Below are 18,177 nucleotides of genomic sequence, written 5' to 3'. Positions count from 1 at the left end.
AGTAAATTGTTGCTTAAATGCAACTTAGTTGCAAAAAATAAATTAGGTTTAAATTTTAATTTTTTTTGCTATTATTTACGAGATGAATTCAGTAAAATTATTAAAAAAGCACGATATCGGTATTACAGAACTTAGAATTTTATTATTAGATGAGCTTTTAGCTGCTAAAGAGCCTATGAGTTTTGATGAATTTAAAACTAAGGCAAATAAAACTACATTTTATAGGACGATGGAGCAGTTTCAAAAGTCTAAATTGGTAAATAAAATTGATTTAGATGGCAAGGGTTATTATCAAATAAATAAAGGTAATAATGCACTTTTTGTGTGTGATATTTGTCATCATACTAAAGATTTGGAGTTTCCAACAATTAATAATTTAAAAGTTAATTCTGTCTTGGTAAAAGGAGTTTGTGAGGAATGCAAGGACAATGATGAATAAGATTATATTTTTAATTGTATTTATTGTTTTTGCTTTTGCAGATGAGAATATATATAAACCTTTAACTAGCATACCTTATGATAAAAAATTAGCTGCCGTTGGTAAAAGATTATATTTTGATGTTAATTTAAGCCCTAATAAAGTATCTTGCAATACCTGTCATAATTTAAATCTTACTGGTAGTGGGACGAATAATTCTGGTATAAATTCTGATAATTTAACAAACCCACCAACAATTTTAAATATTGTATATTCTAATTTATTTTTTAAAGACGCAAATATTACTGATTTAAGAGAGCAAATTAAACAAACATTAAAAGATGATATGAATATTACGCCTGATGAATTTAATAGTTGGGTTAAGTTAAATGTAACATATCAAAGATGGTTTAATGAAATAGGATTAGCCGCTAATTATGATAATTTAGTAAGTGTTTTGGTAGAATTTGAAAAAGCCTTAATAACTCTTGATGCTCCTTTTGATTTATATTTAAAAGGAGATAAAAATGCTATAAGTGATAATGCCAAAAGAGGACTTAAATTATTTAATTTTTATGGCTGCTCGTCGTGTCATAATGGTAGTAATTTTGGAAGTAATATAATTGCTGATATAAATACTAACTTTTCAGAAGGCTGTAAATTAGAAGATAAAAAAGTAAAAGTGCCTACTTTAAGAAATATTACAATTACCCAACCATATACATATCAAGGAGCATTTAATAATTTAGAAGATATTGTTAGAGTTATGTCTGCTTGTCAATTAGGCATAGTTATGCCAGATAAAGATGTTGATGATATAATAGAATTTTTAAAAACACTTGAAGGAAAAAGACCTAAGATTTTGGAAGAGAAATGAATAGAGAATATAAAAATATAGAAATAAAAACATTTGTTCAAAAGATTTTACAGATTTTCATTGCTGCAATGATGGTTGGCATTTTTGTATGCACTGGAATATTTTTTACCAAACTTCATCAAATAGATATTAATTACGATATAAATAATCACATACACGAAATTATGTTAGATAATCAAGAATTAATGCTAAATATAGAAAGACCAAGTATTTATGCAAATTTTGAAAATAGTGGCAAGAAGTTAAGTGAGATTGATGTTAAAACTAATGAGCTAATTCAAATTCTTAAAAACAATAAACAATTAAATGCTAATGAAGAAGAAAAAATTAAAAGTAGTATAGAAAAATTAAAACAATATATAAAAGATTTTAATAGTTTATTAGGGACTAGCGGAAGTGATTTTAAAAGCTTTAATGTGCTTTATTCTCAATCAAAATTGGTTGATGTAAAACAAAATGTTTTAGAGTATATATTTGCTACTAAAATTAGCGTGAGTTCAATAAAAGGATATATTGAGTTTTTAGACTCATTAATAGAAAATAATACAAAACAAATTATTGATTATAAAACACAATTAATTGAATTAAAACAAAATTATGCAAAAACCAAATTAGATAAAGATAAAGAATATATAGAGCTTTTAGAAGATAAAATATCAACTATTGATGATGAAAAAACATATTTAATATTAAGTAGAAAATTATTAGATGGAGTGAAAAAACTTCACGAAGAAAAAAATGAAATTAAAAATTTCACAGATTTTGAAAATATTTTAACTCAATTAAAATTGCAAGTTTTAAGTAAAATTGAGCATTTAGAAAAGACAAATGACCAATTAGTTTTAGTTGGTGCAATTTTTGCAGTTTTATTAATATTTACTACTTTTATTATTTTTAAATATAGCCTAGATTTAACAAGTGCATTAAATATTTTATATAAAGCATTTTTAAATTCTCCAATTCAACAAGTTTTAATAAATACAAAAAATAAAAAGAATTTATATGCTGAATATGTAAATGATACTTTTACATTCAATGTTCATGCACCAACCGAACAAAGTGAAAGTATAAGAAAAGCACAAGCTGTGAATTTTTATGATTCATTAGATGGAATTATTGATTTGACTGATAGTGCTAAAGGGTTTGATTATGGAACGCTAATTCAAGAAAGTCATAGCAAAATCCAAGCTTATAATGAAAATGATATTACAAGTAGAAAAGAAACTAGATTTTTCTCTGTGTTTAGAAAAAATTTAGGTGATAATATCGAGCTGATTAATAAAGTTGATGTAACTAAAAAAATCTTACAAATTAAAGATTATAAAACTAAGCTTGACAATATGCAAAAGAAATTAGATACAGATAGCTTAACAGGTTTATTATCTTTACAGGCTTTACAAGATAGGGAATTAAAAGACGATAAAGCTAATAAAAATAATATTTTCTTATATTTAAAAATTGATAATTTCAATGATTTAAGGCTAAATTATTCAACTATTATGATTGATGAAATTATAAAGATTTTTGCAAATTCTTTAAAAAATGCTTTAAATGTGAAAAATAACGATGAGGTATTAAAAAGCACCAGTATTTATCATTTGCAACTAGACGAGTTTTGTATAGTTTATAAAAACCACGAAGAAGCTATGGCAGCAGCTGATTTGATACAAAATCATTTTAAAACTCAAACAATCAACTCTACAAGGGGTAAAAAAAATAAATTTGAGTTAAAAATAAATTCTGGTATGGAACTTAAAGACTTAGAATTAAATATCGGAATTTCAAGTGAGCGTGATATTAGAAAGTCAAATCAAGAGATTATTAATAGACTTGCACAAGCAATCTTAGCAAGTTATGAGACTATTAAAACAAAAGAGCCTTATTGTGTTTATAAAGAAGGTTTAAGTATAGAAAAACAACACGCAGAGCAACAAAGAGTAGTAGGTCAGATAAGATATGCTTTAGAAAATGATAAAATATTTGTGGTTTGTCAAGGTGTGCATAATTCTATTACAAAAGAAGTTTCTTATTATGAAGTGTTAGTAAGGTTAAGAGATGAGCATAATAATATAGTCTCACCGGGACTTTTTTTAGATGTAGCAAGAAAAGTGGGTCTTTATAAAGATATTCAAGAAGTAGTAATTAATAAGGTTTTTGATTTGATAGAGCAATATCCTAATGCGAATTTTAGTATAAACCTAGCTAACTCTGATATTATCAATAAAGAAACTAGAGATGTATTTGAAAATAGATTAGAAAAATGCTCTCGCCCAGAAGCTTTATGTGTTGAGATATTAGAAAGTGAAAGTATTGATAAATATGATGATTTATCAAATTTCTTAAAATCAATTTCATTTAGGGGTTGCAAGATAGCAATAGATGATTTTGGTAGTGGATATTCAAACTTTTATAGATTATTAAAAATTAAGTTTGATTACTTAAAAATTGATGGCTCAATTATTGAAAGTTTAGTAATTGATAATAATGCTAGAACCGTTCTTGAAACTCTAGTAGGATTTGCTCATAAGCAAGGTTATGAAGTTGTAGCTGAGTTTGTAAAAAATCAAGAAATTTTAAAAATAGTTCAAGATTACGGAATAGAAAAATCTCAAGGGTATGAGCTAAGCAAACCTGAAGAACCACATAATATTTTTATTTAGAATTTAAAATAGGAATTTGAAAATCTATTAATATATAAAAAGGAGCAAGAATGAGAAGTGATACTATTAAAAAAGGTTATACAAAAGCACCAAGTAGGTCATTATTAAGAGCCGTTGGGCTAAAAGATGAAGATTTTGCAAAGCCATTTATTGGGGTTTGTAATAGTTTTATAGAGATTATTCCAGGGCATTTTTATCTAAACAAATATGCTGAAATTATCAAAGATGAAATACGCAAAAACGGCTGTGTGCCATTTGAGTTTAACTGCATTGGTGTTGATGATGGTATTGCTATGGGACATAGTGGAATGCTTTATTCGTTGCCAAGTCGCGAATTAATAGCAAGTAGTGTTGAGACGGTTATGAACGCACATAGCCTAGATGCAATGATAGCTATTCCAAACTGCGATAAAATTACTCCAGGTATGATTATGGGGGCTTTAAGAGTGAATGTGCCTACTATTTTTGTAAGTGGTGGAGCGATGGCTGCAGGTAAGCTTAAAGATGGTTCTCAAATTGATTTAAATACAGCGTTTGAAGCAGTTGGCGAATACGAAGTAGGTAAAATTGATGAAGCAAAATTAAAAGAAATTGAATGCGCTGCATGTCCTGGAGCTGGAAGTTGCAGTGGAATGTTTACTGCAAATTCAATGAATTCTTTAATGGAAAGCCTTGGCATTGCGCTTAAAGGAAATGGAACTATTTTAGCTTTAACTTCTGAAAGAGAAGAATTATTAAGAAGTGCTGCAAGAAGAATTTGTGAGATTGCAAAGAGCGAAGAGCTAAGCGAAAAATACAAAATTAGAAATATTTTAAATAATAAGAGTTTAAAAAATGCTCTTGTTTGTGATATGGCAATGGGTGGTAGCACGAATACAATTTTACATACTTTAGCAATTGCAAAAGAAGCTTATGCTGATGAGATTGATTTAAAATTAATGCACGAAATCGCTCAAGATACACCACATATAGCTAAGGTTAGTCCAAGTCTGCCAGGAACTCATATGCAAGATGTAGGAAGTAGTGGTGGAATATATGCAATAATGAATGAAGTTAGCAAAAAAAGTAAATTCTTTAGCAAAGATGCACTTACTATTAGTGGAGATAGTATAGGAGAACTGATTAAGGATAGTAATCCTGATGGAAAGGCTATAAAAACTTTAAATAATCCATATTCTGAGCGTGGTGGATTATGTGTATTATTTGGCAATATCGCAAGAGAAGGTGCGGTAATAAAGGTAGCTGGTATCGTTGGTGATAAGGTTTTCCGTGGTAAATGTGTTTGCTTTAATTCTCAAGATGAAGCAATAGCAGGGATTAGCAGTGGAAAAGTGGTTGCTGGAGATTGTGTAGTAATTCGCTATGAAGGTCCAAAAGGTGGTCCTGGAATGCAAGAAATGTTAAGCCCAACAAGTCTTATTATGGGTAGGGGCTTAGGTGCGTCGGTTGCATTACTTACTGATGGTAGATTTAGCGGGGCGACTCGTGGTTTTAGTGTAGGACATTGCTCACCTGAAGCTGCTGAAGGTGGCGAAATAGGGCTTATTAAAGATGGAGATTTAATAGAAATTGACACTATTAAATGCACTATAAATCTATTAATTGATGATGAAGAAATGGCTAGAAGAAGAGCGGAATTTAAGCCTATTAAAAAAGAGCTTAATTCAAGATGGCTTAGAATGTATCAAAAGCTAGTTAGTAATGCTAGTAGTGGCGGTGTTTTAGACCTTGATGGTTTGAATGAAATGAAATAATTTTTAGGGATTTCTTAAGGAAATTCCTAGTTTTATATTTGAAATTTTTGTAGAATTTGAAATTGCTTTTTTACTTTAAATAAATTAATAAAAATCTCTTATTTTATTAAGCTAGGAACAAAGAACCTAGAAAATCAAGTGCAAAAAGGTGCAATTGATTTAGATATAGCTAAGCAAACTAAAGATGAAAAAATCGCACAAGAGCAAATAAAAACTGCAAACGATATGGAAACTCTAAAACAAAATCAATTCGCTACAAAAACACAACCTGAAATATTTAAAATGCAACAACAAAGCCATAAAGCAAATATAAACAATATTTATTCAACGATAGCCGAGCGTAAGCAAAATATGTTTTTTAAAGACCAAGCCTACAAAGAACAAGAAGAAGCTAAAAAAGTAATGAGTGATTTTAATGAGTTTTCACTTAAAAATCCTAACTTAAAAGGAGATGAGCTAAAGAATGCTTATTTTAAAAACTTAGATTATAAGATGATATCATCTTTTAATGACCCACTAGCTGATAATACTACTCAAATAAGAAACGCTCAAAAATATTTAGATATGCAAACTAAAGCTGCAAAACATTTAGGTTATGTATCTTCAGGCTATAATGCAATAGAAAGTAATTTTAACCCTATTCCTAAAGGTAGTAATGGTGCAAATAGCGTGAGAAATAATGGCGTTTCTAATGTAGATTTAGCTATGTTTAATAAAGCACAAGAGCAAAATAAAGCTATAGAGCAGGAGTTTCTAAATAATGCAAGTAAGATAAAACAATTAGCCACTAGTTTAACAACTGCCGCATCAAACCTAGAAGACCCAGAAATAATTAGGCAAGAATTAGCAAAGCTACAAGAAAGACAAAAAGAACTAGAAAATATAAAAAATCAAAATAAAGCTTATATTAATAGCAATACTTCAGGTATTTATACTATGCTTAAGGATACTTTAGCAAGACAAGGATTTTCTAAACCTGAAGAAGAAATACAAGAAATACAAGATTTATTATTGTTATCTAAAGGCTTAAATGATATATATGATGTATTAGAAAATGGCAAAGGTAAGGATTTTAATGTAGGCTATACAGGTAATATTGGTAGATTTTTTACTAGAGTTGGTGGTAATTCTCATCCTGTAGACTTGCTAGAAAATAGAACAAAAACATTTATGAAGATATATCAAAATTCAGGCACTAAGCTAAAATCACAATATGAAGATATAAGGTCAGTATTCCCTGATTATACAGGTTTTTGGCAAAGTAAAGGCAAAGTAGCAAGTGATTTAAGAGATATTGAAGAGAGTATAAGAAATCAAATAAATAATAAATTATCAGCTTATAATAATGAGAGTAAAGAATTAATTAAGTCTTTAGTGGATAATATCTATACGAGTAAATATTCACTAAAGGCAACACAATAATGAAAAAAATATTAATTATTATAATGAGCCTTGTATATTCACAAGGCTTACAAATTAATCTAAGTGATGAAGAATTAATAAAGCAATTACCACAAAACATACAAGATAACGCAAAGAAAAATTATATAGATAAAGGAATGAAAGTTCCACTTATAGAAAACTACAGAAAATATGGCAAAGCAAATCAAAGCATAAAAGATTATCACGAAACAATTATAAATAATCTTCAAGCTGTAAGCACACCTTTAAGCGAAAGCACTATAAAAAAATATTTTAATACCACTAAAGGTTATACACCTTTTACAAGTGATTATATAGATAAAGAAATGGAAAGGCATAAATTATTATCTAAAGCTAGTGAAGAGTATTTTAAATATGTAGATGAAGTAGCACCTACAGGAGAAAGAATATTAAGTGAAGATGAATGGATAGAAAAAAGAGCTTATAAGTTAGAGAATTTAGGTTCAAAATTACAAAGCTATTATGCAATGCTTAATGCAGTAGATACAAAACAAAGCTATGAAAAAAATGCAAAAGAGCTAGGACTTGAACTAACAAAAGAAAGTTTTATAAATACAATGCTATCATCTCATTTTAATGAATATGAATTAAGTAAAAATAACGATAATGAAACAATAGTAAAAGACAAAGCCTTAGGACTTAGTGCAAATGTAGGCGATATAGAAAGCTTTAATTATTACACTTTAAAGGCATTTATCTTAAACTATCTAGCAAGTATTTTAGGGCTTATAATAGGCATAATTCTATGCGTAAAATATAAGCACAAAGCATTAGTATATATAAGTCCGTTTGTATTATTAGCTTTAGGTTTAGTGATTGATTATTTTGTAATCGGAATAAAATTACTTAAATATGTATAAACCCTAGCAAAACACGGCTAATTTGCTAGGGTTAGGTGAATTGCTTTAAGCTTAGGCTAAGCCGTGCTTCACTATAATTTAATTAGAGTTTTTTTAGAATGGTTTTACTAGAACTTTTTTAAAGTTCTTAGTAAAGCTATGATTAAAACGATTAAAATAATTGTTTCTCCCATATTACCAACTTTGCTCCCTAACAAGCCTAAGGCAAAAAGCAAATCATATTATAAATTAATTTTTATTAAAAACATTTTAAATAATATTTTTATGGTATTTTCCGTTTTGGAAACAACCACTTTACGGCACTAAAACGACTTTTAGCTTTTAGTTATATTAAGTATAAGAAAGGACAAATAAATGAAAAAACATAAAAAAACAATTTTAATTATAGATTATTCTTATTATTATACTATTTATAAACCCTAGCAAAACACGGCTAATTTGCTAGGGTTAGGTGAATTGCTTTAAGCTTAGGCTAAGCCGTGCTTCACTATAATTTGTTTAAGATGTTTAAGAATGGTTACTTAGAACTTTTTTAAGGTTCTAAGTAATGCTATGATTAAAACGATTAAAATAATTGTTTCTCCCATATTACCAACTTTGCTCCCTAACAAGCCTAAGGCAAAAAGCAAATCATATTATAAATTAATTTTTATTAAAAATATTTTAAACAAAACATTTTATGGTGTTTTTTATTTTAGAAATTACCACTTTTACGGCACTAAAACGACTTTTAGCTTTTAGTTATATTAAGTATAAGAAAGGACAAATAAATGAAAAAACATAAAAAAACAATTTTAATTATAGATTATTCTTATTATTATACTATTTATAAACCCTAGCAAAACACGGCTAATTTGCTAGGGTTAGGTGAATTGCTTTAAGCTTAGGCTAAGCCGTGCTTCACTATAATTTATTTAAGGTTTTTTGAAAGTGTTTTACTTAGAACTTTTTTAAAGTTCTTAGTAAAGCTATGATTAAAACGATTAAAATAATTGTTTCTCCCATATTACCACCTTTCCACCCTAACAAGCCTAAGGCAAAAAGCAAATCATATTATAAATTAATTTTTATTAAAAATATTTTAAATAGTTATTTAAAATAAATAATTTTTAAAACTAGTACTGATTTATTATTTTTATAAAATTACTTAAAATCTTGATTTAAATTATTTTAGGATAATTTTTGTATGATTAACATTTCTATTAACTTTTAACATTTATAATTTTTCAACAAATAAAAATTATTAATAAGGAGACAAATTATGTTAGTTACAAAAAAAGCACCAGATTTTACAGCTCCAGCTGTATTAGGAAATAATACAATAGATAACAATTTTAATCTATATAAAAATATGGGTAAAAAAGGAACAGTAGTATTCTTTTATCCAAAAGATTTTACATTCGTATGTCCAAGTGAAATTATCGCATTTGATAAAAGATTTAAAGATTTCCAAGATAGAGGAATTAATGTAATCGGAATTAGTGGCGATAATGAATTCTGCCATTTTGCTTGGAAAAACACTCCAGTAAACCAAGGCGGTATTGGTAATGTTCAATTTCCTTTAGTAGCAGACCTTACAAAAGAAATTGCTCGTGGTTTTGATGTATTATTTGATGAAGCAGTAGCTTTAAGAGGTTCATTCTTATTAGACGCTGATGGAACAGTTCGCCACGCGGTAATTAATGACCTACCACTAGGAAGAAATATTGATGAAATGATTAGAATGGTAGATACAATGCTATTTACAAATGAGCATGGTGAAGTATGTCCAGCTGGCTGGCATAAAGGCGAAAAAGGTATGAAAGCTGATCCAAAAGGTGTTGCTGATTACCTAGCTAACAATAGCGAAAAACTATAATTTAAAGGCTAGGATTTTCCTAGCCCACTTAAAATTAAATAATTTTTTAAATATTGATTTTTTCACTTCTGTTTTCTTACTCATAAAATTTACTTTTATATTATTTGTATTATTTGGTATAAAGTCTTTGTTGATTTTGTGATTATTTATATAAAAATATTTTTTGCTAATATTATTTGCGAACGGAATTTCATTAAAAGATACATTGCCATCTCCAAGTGCTTTAAAAATCTTATCTTTTCTACTTTTTCTAAAATCATAAAACCTAAAGCCTTGCTTAATGCAGTTTAAATAAAATTCCACTTCTTTATCTATATCAAAATCTATCTCATTTGGGCTAAAAATACTATGATTTTTGGGTTTGAAATTATACAAAAACTCACAATTTTGATTAAATATTTTTATAAAATCTTGAGTGTATATAAATCTTAAAAATCTAGTTTTTTTACCCTTGAAATGTCTTAAATCTGATTTTAAAAATCCGTTTGCAATAATTTTTACATTTTTTGGAAAATTTATATTTTTTAAAAATGATAAATTTTCAATGAAAATATAATCAAAATATTTCAATTTTTTAACTTGCAAAATCGCTAAATCATTAAAAATATCAATGTGATAAATATTTTTATTTAAGCCTTTTGTGTCAGTATTACAAATATATAAAACTAGATTATTTTTGCTTAGATTATTTGCTAATTCTTTTAAAAGAATTTCAATTTCGCTATTTTTAGAATATATATAAAATCCATCAAAACTCTGTAAAAACACATTGTTAAGTGATGGATTTTTAAACATTTTAAAGCTTTAAAACGCCTTCTTCAATCAAAGAAATTGAGTGCGGCTCAACCACTCTTGTATGCACTTCCTCTCCATTTTTTAAAAAAAGTATCGTAGGAATATGGCGAATACCCAAATCAGCTCTTATATTTTCATCTTTATCAACATTTACATGGTAAAAATTTATATTAGTATATTTTTGACTAAGCTCTACCAAAAACGGCTCAGCAATCTTACAATCCCTACACCAAGGTGCTCCAAAAGCTATAACACAAGTTGCATTGTCTTTAATATCTAAATATTCTTGATAATTAATCTCTTTCATTGTTTAAATCCTTATATTCATTTTTATTTAATGTTTTTAACTCGCTATCAGTCGCAATCGCTGCAATCATAGCACCATTTACATTGCTCATAGTTCTTACCATATCTATAATAGGGTCAATTGCAAAAATCACACCTAGCAAATAAAACTTATCTCCAAGTCCAAGCCCTGTAATCATAATAGAAGCTGCTACAATTGAAATTCCAGGAATTCCTGCGATGCTTAAAGACCCAACAAGAGTAATTATAATAATTAAAACTGCACTAGATAAATCAATGCTAAGCCCTGCACTATGCATAATAAACGCAGCCACAAGCCCTACATAATACCCAGCACAGCCACTCATTCCTATAGTAGCACCCAGCCCTGCTACGAAGTTTGCATTGTTTTCACTAACGCCTAATTTAGTATGAAGTGTGCGAATGGTAATCGGTAAAACACCCGCTGAACTTCTTGAAGTAAAAGCTAATAATAGCACTTCAAACGCTTTTTTATAATACACCATAGGAGATAAGCCGTGAAATGCTAAAATGATAGAAAATACAACAATCATTAAAATTCCACTTGCATAAGTTAATATTATAAATAACCCAGCTTCTTTCATAGCTGCAACTCCATTTGCTATTAGCACATTTGCAATCATCGCAACAACAGCATAAGGCATTAGTTGGATTATATTTGTAATTACATTCATAATAATTTTGTTTATAAAAATTACTAGATTTTTATAGGTACTAAATATTTCTTTATTTTCTTCTTTTGTGCCTATTTTTCTTGCACCAAGAGTGAATAAAAATGCTACTAAAATTACTCCTAAAATATTATTGTTTGCAAAAGAATCTATGATATTATTTGGCATTAAACCTAATAAAATTGAGCTTAGGGTTCTAGCTTCTTTTATAGTTTTTGAAGTTTGCACTACAACATCACTTCCTAGATTAAATATTACACCTAGACTAAGACCTATAGCACTTGCAATTGCAGTAGTTATTAAAAGCCAAAAAATACTTCTACTAAGAATTGATGAAATCTTTACTCCACCTTCAAGCTTTAATAAAGATGATGAAATTCCAAAAAATACAATAGGAACTATCATAAGTTTTAATAAGCTAATAAAAATATTTACAACGAAAGAATACCAAATTCTAGTTTGCTCAAGCCATAAAACTTCTTTAGAATTTGCAGGAAAATTTGCCAAATATTGAGCTAATACACCCAAAATAACACCTAAAAATAGTGCCAATGTCATTCTTTTTGCAAAACTTATAGTATATGCTAAACGATTTAGCCAAAAGCATAATATTAGATAAACTAATACAAAAGTAATTGATAAAGGCTCTGAAAGTGTAAAAAAGTTAATGAAAAAATCTTTCATAATTCTCCTTTAATATTTTTTTTAAGAGATAGATTTTATCCTAAATAAATTAAGAAATAAAAATATTAAAGGAGAGAACTATTGTTTAAATTTTTAAAAGAAAGGGAAATGGCGCGGCGGACGGGGCTCGAACCCGCGACCTCCGGCGTGACAGGCCGATATTCTAACCAGCTGAACTACCGCCGCAACCTAGTTTAAGAAATGGTGGTCGCTATAAGACTCGAACTTATGACATCCACCTTGTAAGGGTGGCGCTCTACCAACTGAGCTAAGCGACCAAGATTGATGGTGTCCTGTGCTGGATTCGAACCAGCGGCCCCCTCATTAAAAGTGAGATGCTCTACCTGCTGAGCTAACAAGACATTAAAATATTTGTGAAAGGCTAAATAATACAAAAAAAATTTTTAATTGTCAAGAAAAATCTAAAAAATTATATTTTAATTCAAGAATTTGGCATAAAAAATAAAAAGAATTTAAATTCCGATAATTTAAAATAAAATATATTATAATTTTATAATTTAATTAAAATTTTTAAGTATAATTTAATTAAATACTTTGAAAGTATTTGTATTTTAAGGAGTATTAATGCAAAGAAGGGAATTTTTAAAAGGCTCTGCATTTTTAGGTTCATTAGCCTGTATTAATCCAGTTTTAAGTGCTAATGCCTTTACAAACGGGGATAAAAAAAGTGTTTTTTCGGTTTGCGAGATGTGTTCTACTCGCTGTCCTATTGAAATAAGCGTTAAAGATAATAAAGGTGTATTTATTAATGGTAATCCAAAATTTAGTGCAAATAAAACAAGCGTATGTGCAAGGGGTGGAGCAGGAATTAATCAATTATATGATAAAAACCGCCTTATTAAGCCTTTAATTCGTGTAGGTAAGCGTGGGGAAAACAAATGGCGTGAAGCTAGTTGGGACGAAGCTTTAAACCTAGTTGCAACAAAGTTAAACGAAATAAAAGAAAAGCACGGAGCAAAAAGCGTAATATTTACAAGCAAAGCCGGAGAATCTCACACTCATATGAGTAATTTTGCCTGTGCTTACGGCAGTCCTAATATATTTTCACATTATTCAAGCTGTCCGATTACTTATAATATGGTTTTAGAGCATACTTATGGCGGCGGCTTATCAAGAGATTTTGCTAATGCAAAATATATTGTAAATTTCGGACATAATTTATTTGAAGGTATAGTAATAAGTGATGCTAAAAAACTAGCTAAATTTGCAGCTGCAAGTGATACAAAACTACTTGTCCTTGAGCCTAGATTTAGCGTAGTTGCTGCTAAGGCTGATGAGTGGCTACCTATTAAGCCAGGAACTGATGTGGCATTTTTAATGGCATTAATTCATATTTGGCTAAGAGATGAAAAATACGATAAAGAATTTGTAAATGAATATTGCATAGGACTTGATGAACTTAAAGCTAGTGTAAAAGATACAAGCCCTAAATGGCAAGAAAGTATCACTGGAATTAGTGCTGATACTATTGAGCGAATTGCCGATGAAATCTATAAAGCTGCTCCTAAAGTAGTAATTGATTGGGGACATAAAACCACTACTACTTATGCAGAATATCAACGTACAAGAGCTATTGCAATAGCAAACGCTTTAATGGGAAATTACGAGAAAAAAGGTGGCATTCACACTAGCAAAAATACAAATACTTTAAACAAAATAATAGGCGAAGATATTTTCCCTACTATTGATAATCCTAGCAATGTTTTTAAGGTTCCTAACACTCCTAGAATTGATGGTGCAGGTGAAGATGGAAGTAAAAACTATTTTGTATCCAGAAAACATGGAGTTTTAATGGATATTGCCCCTGCAATACTTAGCAAAAAGCCATATCCTATTAAAGCTTGGGTAAATACTAGGTTTAATCACTTAGTAAATGTAGCAAATGTAAATGAGAGTTTAAAGGCTATAAATGAGCTAGATTTTATAGTAAGTATTGATATATATTTAAATGATTTTAGCAATTTAGCTGATGTGGTATTACCAGAAAGCTCATATTTAGAGCGAGATGAGAGCATTGCAACTATAGGAAATGGCTATTATATGAGAAATAAAGCCGTAGAAGTTATAGGCGATACAAAAAGTGGTTTTGATATATTTAGAAAACTAGCAAGTATGATGAAAATTGATGAGCTTTATACTTATACAACAATAGATGAGTATAGAATGCAACAAGCTAAAGGCAATGTAGATTTACTAGCAAATCTTAAAAAAGATGGCATAGTAACTTATAAAGTCCCTAGTCTTTATTTAAGAGAGCCAAAAACCATAAAAGAATTTGCTAAAACTTATCTGCAAATTAAAGATAAAATTGATAGTAACGGCGAATTAAGTTCACTAATTAACTTTAAGACACCTAGTAAAAAAATAGAGCTTTTCATAGAAAAAGTTGAAAACTTATTCCCAACTCACGGCTGTTTAAATACAACTGATTATGATGTGTTTAAAAATCATGAATTTTGTCTAACAAGTGGCAAAACTCCAATTCATACAAACGCTCATACTCAAAATATCCCAATTTTAAATGAATTAATGAGCGAAAGTCCTGTGTGGATAAATGAAACTAAGGCTAAAGAATTAGGCTTTAAAGATGGCGATTTAGTATATTTAGAAAATGAATTTGGCAAAATCCAAGTAAAACTTATGCTAACTCAAGGAATTCGTCCTGATACATTGTTTATTTATCACGGATTTGGTCGTAATACTCCAGCACTTAAAAACATTCACGAAATAGGTGCAAATGATAGCATAGTGCTAGGTTCAAGAAGTGGTTATGTTTGTAGCACAATGGTTACAAATATAGGCGTAGATATTAAAAGGGCTTAAAGATGAAAAAGTTTGTAATGATTCACGATAAAAATTTATGTATAGGTTGCGAGGCTTGTAGTGTAGCTTGTAAAAACGAAAATCAAATTCCAAGTGGGGTTTTTAGAGTGCAAGTTCATGTAAAAATGAAGGGAGTTTTTCCAAATCTTCAAACAGATTTTACAAGGGCAAGTTGTGTAATGTGCGAAGATAGCCCGTGTGTAAGCGTATGTCCTACGGGAGCTAGTTTTAAACTAGCAAATGGAATAACATTAATTGATGAAAATTTATGCGTATCTTGCAAATACTGCATATTAGCCTGTCCTTATAATGCAAGATTTCTTAATCCTATCACAAAAGCAATTGATAAATGCACTTTTTGCTATCCAAATAGAGTAAGCGATGGTTTAACCCCTGCTTGTGTTAGCGTATGTCCTACTGATGCGCTAATTTTTGGGGATATAAACGATACTAATTCAGAAATTAATAAAGTCTTAGCAAGTAAAAGCGTTGAATATCCTAAAGCTCATTTAGGCACTAAACCAAAACTAGGTTTTATAAAAAATACAAAAGGAGGACGCTATGAATAATATGGCAGGAAGCTTACTGCAATATAATGAGATTTATTGGCCTTGGCCTATTGCACTATATTTGTTTTTAGCAGGGCTTAGTGCTGGGTGTTTGATGGTTTCATTAATAGTAAAATTTAATAGATTTACACATAATACTAATAGTATTTGGGACGCAACGATTAAAGCAGGAGCGTTAATTTCTCCACTTGCTATTAGCTTGGGGCTTTTGCTTTTAATAATTGATTTAGGCAAACCGCTTACATTTTATTTATTGCTAATAAAATACAATTTTACTTCGGTTATGACTTTAGGTGTTTTATTTTTATTAGTTTATACACCTTTAGCATTTTTATACGCATTAATCATTTTTGAGCGTGAAATAGGGCTTTATTTTAGGTTCTTAATTCCTATTACAAATTCCATAAGAAAAATGGCTAATTTTGCAAAGATGATTGAATATGTATTGCTTTTCTTGGCTTTATGTGTTGGTGCTTATACGGGATTTTTATTAAGTGCGATTTCTAAAATCCCTTTATGGAATACTCCTATTTTACCATTGCTTTTTGTGGTTTCTGCGTTTTCTTGTGGAATAGCTGCAAATATACTTGTGGGAATTTTATTTTTTAAAGCTCACTTAAATAAAGAAAACATAAAATATTTATTGGTTTTAGATTTAAGAGCAATAATGCTTGAAATTCCTATCTTGCTTTTACTTTTTGTAGGAATGTATTATAGCGGGGGCGAGAGTTTAATATCGCTTAAGGCTATTTTTTCTCATGAGTTTTATTCAAAATTATTTTGGTTTGGAGTGCTAGGAACGGGGCTTATTTTACCTATTTTAATAGCCCTAACCGCACTTAAAAACCACGCCTATAAACCTGCATTCATAATAATAAACTCTCTTGCTGTGCTAATTGGAGTAATAATGTTAAGATTTTTTATCGTTTATGCAGGGCAAGTTTGCATTAGCTAAAGGTTTTTCCTTTAGCTAAGCTATTATTTAACGCTATAAGTTACAAAGCCTTTATTTGTATATACGCTAAATTCCACAACATCAGAACAATCAAATATGCCAAATTGTTTAGTTTCACCAAATTTCATTGGCACTTTATAATCATAATAATATTTTCCATTGTATTTTTCTTTAGCAACTTGTTTTGCTTTTTCACAACTTTCAATATATTTTGAATCTTGCGTTTTTTCTACTCTTTCATTTATGTGTTTCAAACCTTCGCTTGTATCATCTAAATCGTATTTGTACTCATAACTACAATCTTCTTTACTTAGTTCTGCCCATTTAATTAATTTTTCGCAATAATCAATCCAATTTTTATTTAATATTCCAGCATTACATAATTTTGGTGGAGTTTCATCAGATATTAAGTTATCGCTTAAATTGTATCCATCATGTTCTTTATTCCAATCTCTTACTTCACAAGTACCACGATTTGCTGTAATTTTTTTAATTTCAATATCATCTTTAGTTGTTAGGCTTAAAATGTGTCTTATCGTAATATATTTACCGAATCCTTTTGTTTCAGTTTCAATATTAAATTTAAACACATCTTGACTTAATTCTTTTTTTTCATCAGAACAAGCACTCATAAATAATGCCACGCTACAAAACAAACTAGCTGTTAATAATTTTTTCATTTACTCTCCTTAAATATTTTAAAAATCAGTATAATACCCCCCCCCATTCTTAAGTTTTACTTAATTTGTATTAGCTACATATAATTTATTTAGCTAAGCTAATTGTTTAATGAGTGTTTTTATACTATTTGCTGAATATTTTTTAAGGAGAATTTATGAATAAGTTAATTTTAAGTGTTGCTTTAGCTTCATCGCTTTTTGCCGCTACATCGTGTGATAAGGTTTTAAATAAACTTGATGAGCAAATCACAAAAGTTCAAAATCAAAAAAAGGCAAATCCAGAAAGGTTAGAATATTTAAAAACACAAAAACAAGAAATCAGCAAAAATTGTGTAGATGGTAAAATAGATAATGAAAAATTAAAAACCATCAAAGCTGAAACTAAATATGATTACGAGAGTAAAAAATTAGAAAAAAGCCAAGCAAAACTAAATGCCAAAAAAGAAAAAGTTGAAGATAAATACAAAGATGATTTAGAAAAAATCAAAGCTAAAAAAGATAAAGAAGCTAAAAAATTAGCTGATAAAGAAGAAAAAGAATTAAAAAATAAAGCTAAAAAAGAAGCTAAAGAATTAGAAAATAAAGTTGATGATAAAGTAGAAAAAGTTGAAAAAGAGCATAAAAAATCAGAAAAAAAGCTTAAAAAACTTGAAGAAAAACTAAAAGAACAAACAAATAATTAAAACTTTCCCTAAATACTATTAAGTATTTAGGTTTTAACTAATTATTGTAAAAACACTAATTGCCAAGCCAAACAATTAAAATAGCTAATTAGAATATTT

Annotated in this window: 15 protein-coding genes and 3 tRNA genes; 11 read left to right on the top strand and 7 right to left on the bottom strand. The window is 28.9% G+C overall.

Features of this window, described 5'->3' with window-relative positions; all coding sequences use genetic code 11:
• Positions 1–82: 82 nt before the first annotated feature.
• From KJQ97_RS00845 to KJQ97_RS00815, 7 genes are all read left to right on the top strand, one after another.
• Positions 83–439, top strand: a complete 357-nt coding sequence (locus tag KJQ97_RS00845; protein ID WP_214116307.1) for a transcriptional repressor — start codon at positions 83–85, stop codon at positions 437–439.
• A complete protein-coding gene (locus KJQ97_RS00840) occupies positions 432–1,295 on the top strand; it encodes a cytochrome-c peroxidase (RefSeq protein WP_214119645.1) in 864 nt (287 codons plus the stop codon). The genes KJQ97_RS00845 and KJQ97_RS00840 overlap by 8 nt, the downstream gene beginning before the upstream one ends.
• Complete coding sequence (locus KJQ97_RS00835; protein ID WP_214119644.1) at positions 1,292–3,955, top strand: EAL domain-containing protein; 2,664 nt, start codon at positions 1,292–1,294, stop codon at positions 3,953–3,955. Before KJQ97_RS00840 ends, KJQ97_RS00835 begins: the two co-directional genes overlap by 4 nt.
• A 50-nt stretch (positions 3,956–4,005) precedes the next feature.
• Positions 4,006–5,709, top strand: a complete 1,704-nt coding sequence (gene ilvD, locus KJQ97_RS00830; RefSeq protein ID WP_214116313.1) for a dihydroxy-acid dehydratase — start codon at positions 4,006–4,008, stop codon at positions 5,707–5,709.
• A 138-nt stretch (positions 5,710–5,847) separates the two neighbouring features.
• Positions 5,848–7,131 carry a hypothetical protein gene (locus KJQ97_RS00825; RefSeq protein WP_214119643.1) on the top strand — a complete coding sequence of 428 codons (1,284 nt, stop codon included), beginning with the start codon at positions 5,848–5,850 and terminating at the stop codon, positions 7,129–7,131.
• Positions 7,131–8,012 carry a hypothetical protein gene (locus KJQ97_RS00820; protein WP_214119641.1) on the top strand — a complete coding sequence of 294 codons (882 nt, stop codon included), beginning with the start codon at positions 7,131–7,133 and terminating at the stop codon, positions 8,010–8,012. The genes KJQ97_RS00825 and KJQ97_RS00820 overlap by 1 nt, the downstream gene beginning before the upstream one ends.
• 1,261 nt (positions 8,013–9,273) lie before the next feature.
• Complete coding sequence (locus KJQ97_RS00815; protein WP_214116319.1) at positions 9,274–9,870, top strand: peroxiredoxin; 597 nt, start codon at positions 9,274–9,276, stop codon at positions 9,868–9,870.
• On the opposite strand, the gene KJQ97_RS00810 is transcribed toward KJQ97_RS00815, so the two are convergent.
• The 6 genes from KJQ97_RS00810 to KJQ97_RS00785 all read right to left on the bottom strand — a co-directional run bounded on the left by KJQ97_RS00810 (position 9,865) and on the right by KJQ97_RS00785 (position 12,709).
• Complete coding sequence (locus tag KJQ97_RS00810) at positions 9,865–10,665, bottom strand: hypothetical protein (protein WP_214119640.1); 801 nt, start codon at positions 10,663–10,665, stop codon at positions 9,865–9,867. The two genes, KJQ97_RS00815 and KJQ97_RS00810, sit on opposite strands and share 6 nt — an antisense overlap.
• 1 nt (position 10,666) lies before the next feature.
• Positions 10,667–10,972, bottom strand: coding sequence for a thioredoxin family protein (locus KJQ97_RS00805; RefSeq protein WP_214116323.1), 306 nt, complete (start codon positions 10,970–10,972; stop codon positions 10,667–10,669).
• Positions 10,959–12,347, bottom strand: a complete 1,389-nt coding sequence (locus KJQ97_RS00800) for a cation:dicarboxylate symporter family transporter (RefSeq protein WP_214119638.1) — start codon at positions 12,345–12,347, stop codon at positions 10,959–10,961. Before KJQ97_RS00800 ends, KJQ97_RS00805 begins: the two co-directional genes overlap by 14 nt.
• A gap of 109 nt (positions 12,348–12,456) precedes the next feature.
• Positions 12,457–12,533, bottom strand: a tRNA-Asp gene (locus KJQ97_RS00795).
• Positions 12,534–12,549: 16 nt separating this feature from the next.
• A tRNA-Val gene (locus KJQ97_RS00790) sits at positions 12,550–12,625 on the bottom strand.
• A gap of 8 nt (positions 12,626–12,633) precedes the next feature.
• Positions 12,634–12,709, bottom strand: a tRNA-Lys gene (locus KJQ97_RS00785).
• A 223-nt stretch (positions 12,710–12,932) separates the two neighbouring features.
• On the opposite strand from KJQ97_RS00785, the gene phsA reads away from it, so the two are divergent.
• Genes phsA through nrfD form a run of 3 tightly spaced genes read left to right on the top strand, consistent with a single transcriptional unit; the run spans position 12,933 to position 16,715 of the window.
• Entirely contained in the window at positions 12,933–15,191 is a 2,259-nt protein-coding gene (phsA, locus tag KJQ97_RS00780) for a thiosulfate reductase PhsA (RefSeq protein WP_214119636.1), read from the top strand.
• Positions 15,192–15,193: 2 nt separating this feature from the next.
• Positions 15,194–15,760 (top strand): 4Fe-4S dicluster domain-containing protein, encoded by a 567-nt coding sequence (locus KJQ97_RS00775; RefSeq protein WP_214119634.1) that lies wholly within the window; start codon positions 15,194–15,196, stop codon positions 15,758–15,760.
• Complete coding sequence (nrfD, locus tag KJQ97_RS00770; protein ID WP_214119632.1) at positions 15,753–16,715, top strand: NrfD/PsrC family molybdoenzyme membrane anchor subunit; 963 nt, start codon at positions 15,753–15,755, stop codon at positions 16,713–16,715. Before KJQ97_RS00775 ends, nrfD begins: the two co-directional genes overlap by 8 nt.
• Before the next feature lie 23 nt (positions 16,716–16,738).
• On the opposite strand, the gene KJQ97_RS00765 is transcribed toward nrfD, so the two are convergent.
• Positions 16,739–17,395, bottom strand: a complete 657-nt coding sequence (locus KJQ97_RS00765) for a hypothetical protein (protein ID WP_214119630.1) — start codon at positions 17,393–17,395, stop codon at positions 16,739–16,741.
• Between the two features lie 155 nt (positions 17,396–17,550).
• Here KJQ97_RS00765 and KJQ97_RS00760 point away from each other — a divergent pair, with 155 nt between their 5' ends.
• Entirely contained in the window at positions 17,551–18,078 is a 528-nt protein-coding gene (locus tag KJQ97_RS00760) for a hypothetical protein (protein ID WP_214119628.1), read from the top strand.
• Positions 18,079–18,177 lie beyond the last annotated feature (99 nt).

Origin of the sequence: Campylobacter sp. 2018MI01 (assembly GCF_018501205.1) — a bacterium.
In the GTDB taxonomy this organism is placed as follows: domain Bacteria; phylum Campylobacterota; class Campylobacteria; order Campylobacterales; family Campylobacteraceae; genus Campylobacter_E.
The sequence above is the reverse complement of the archived record's forward strand: the minus strand, read 5'-3'. Positions and strand labels throughout refer to the sequence as shown.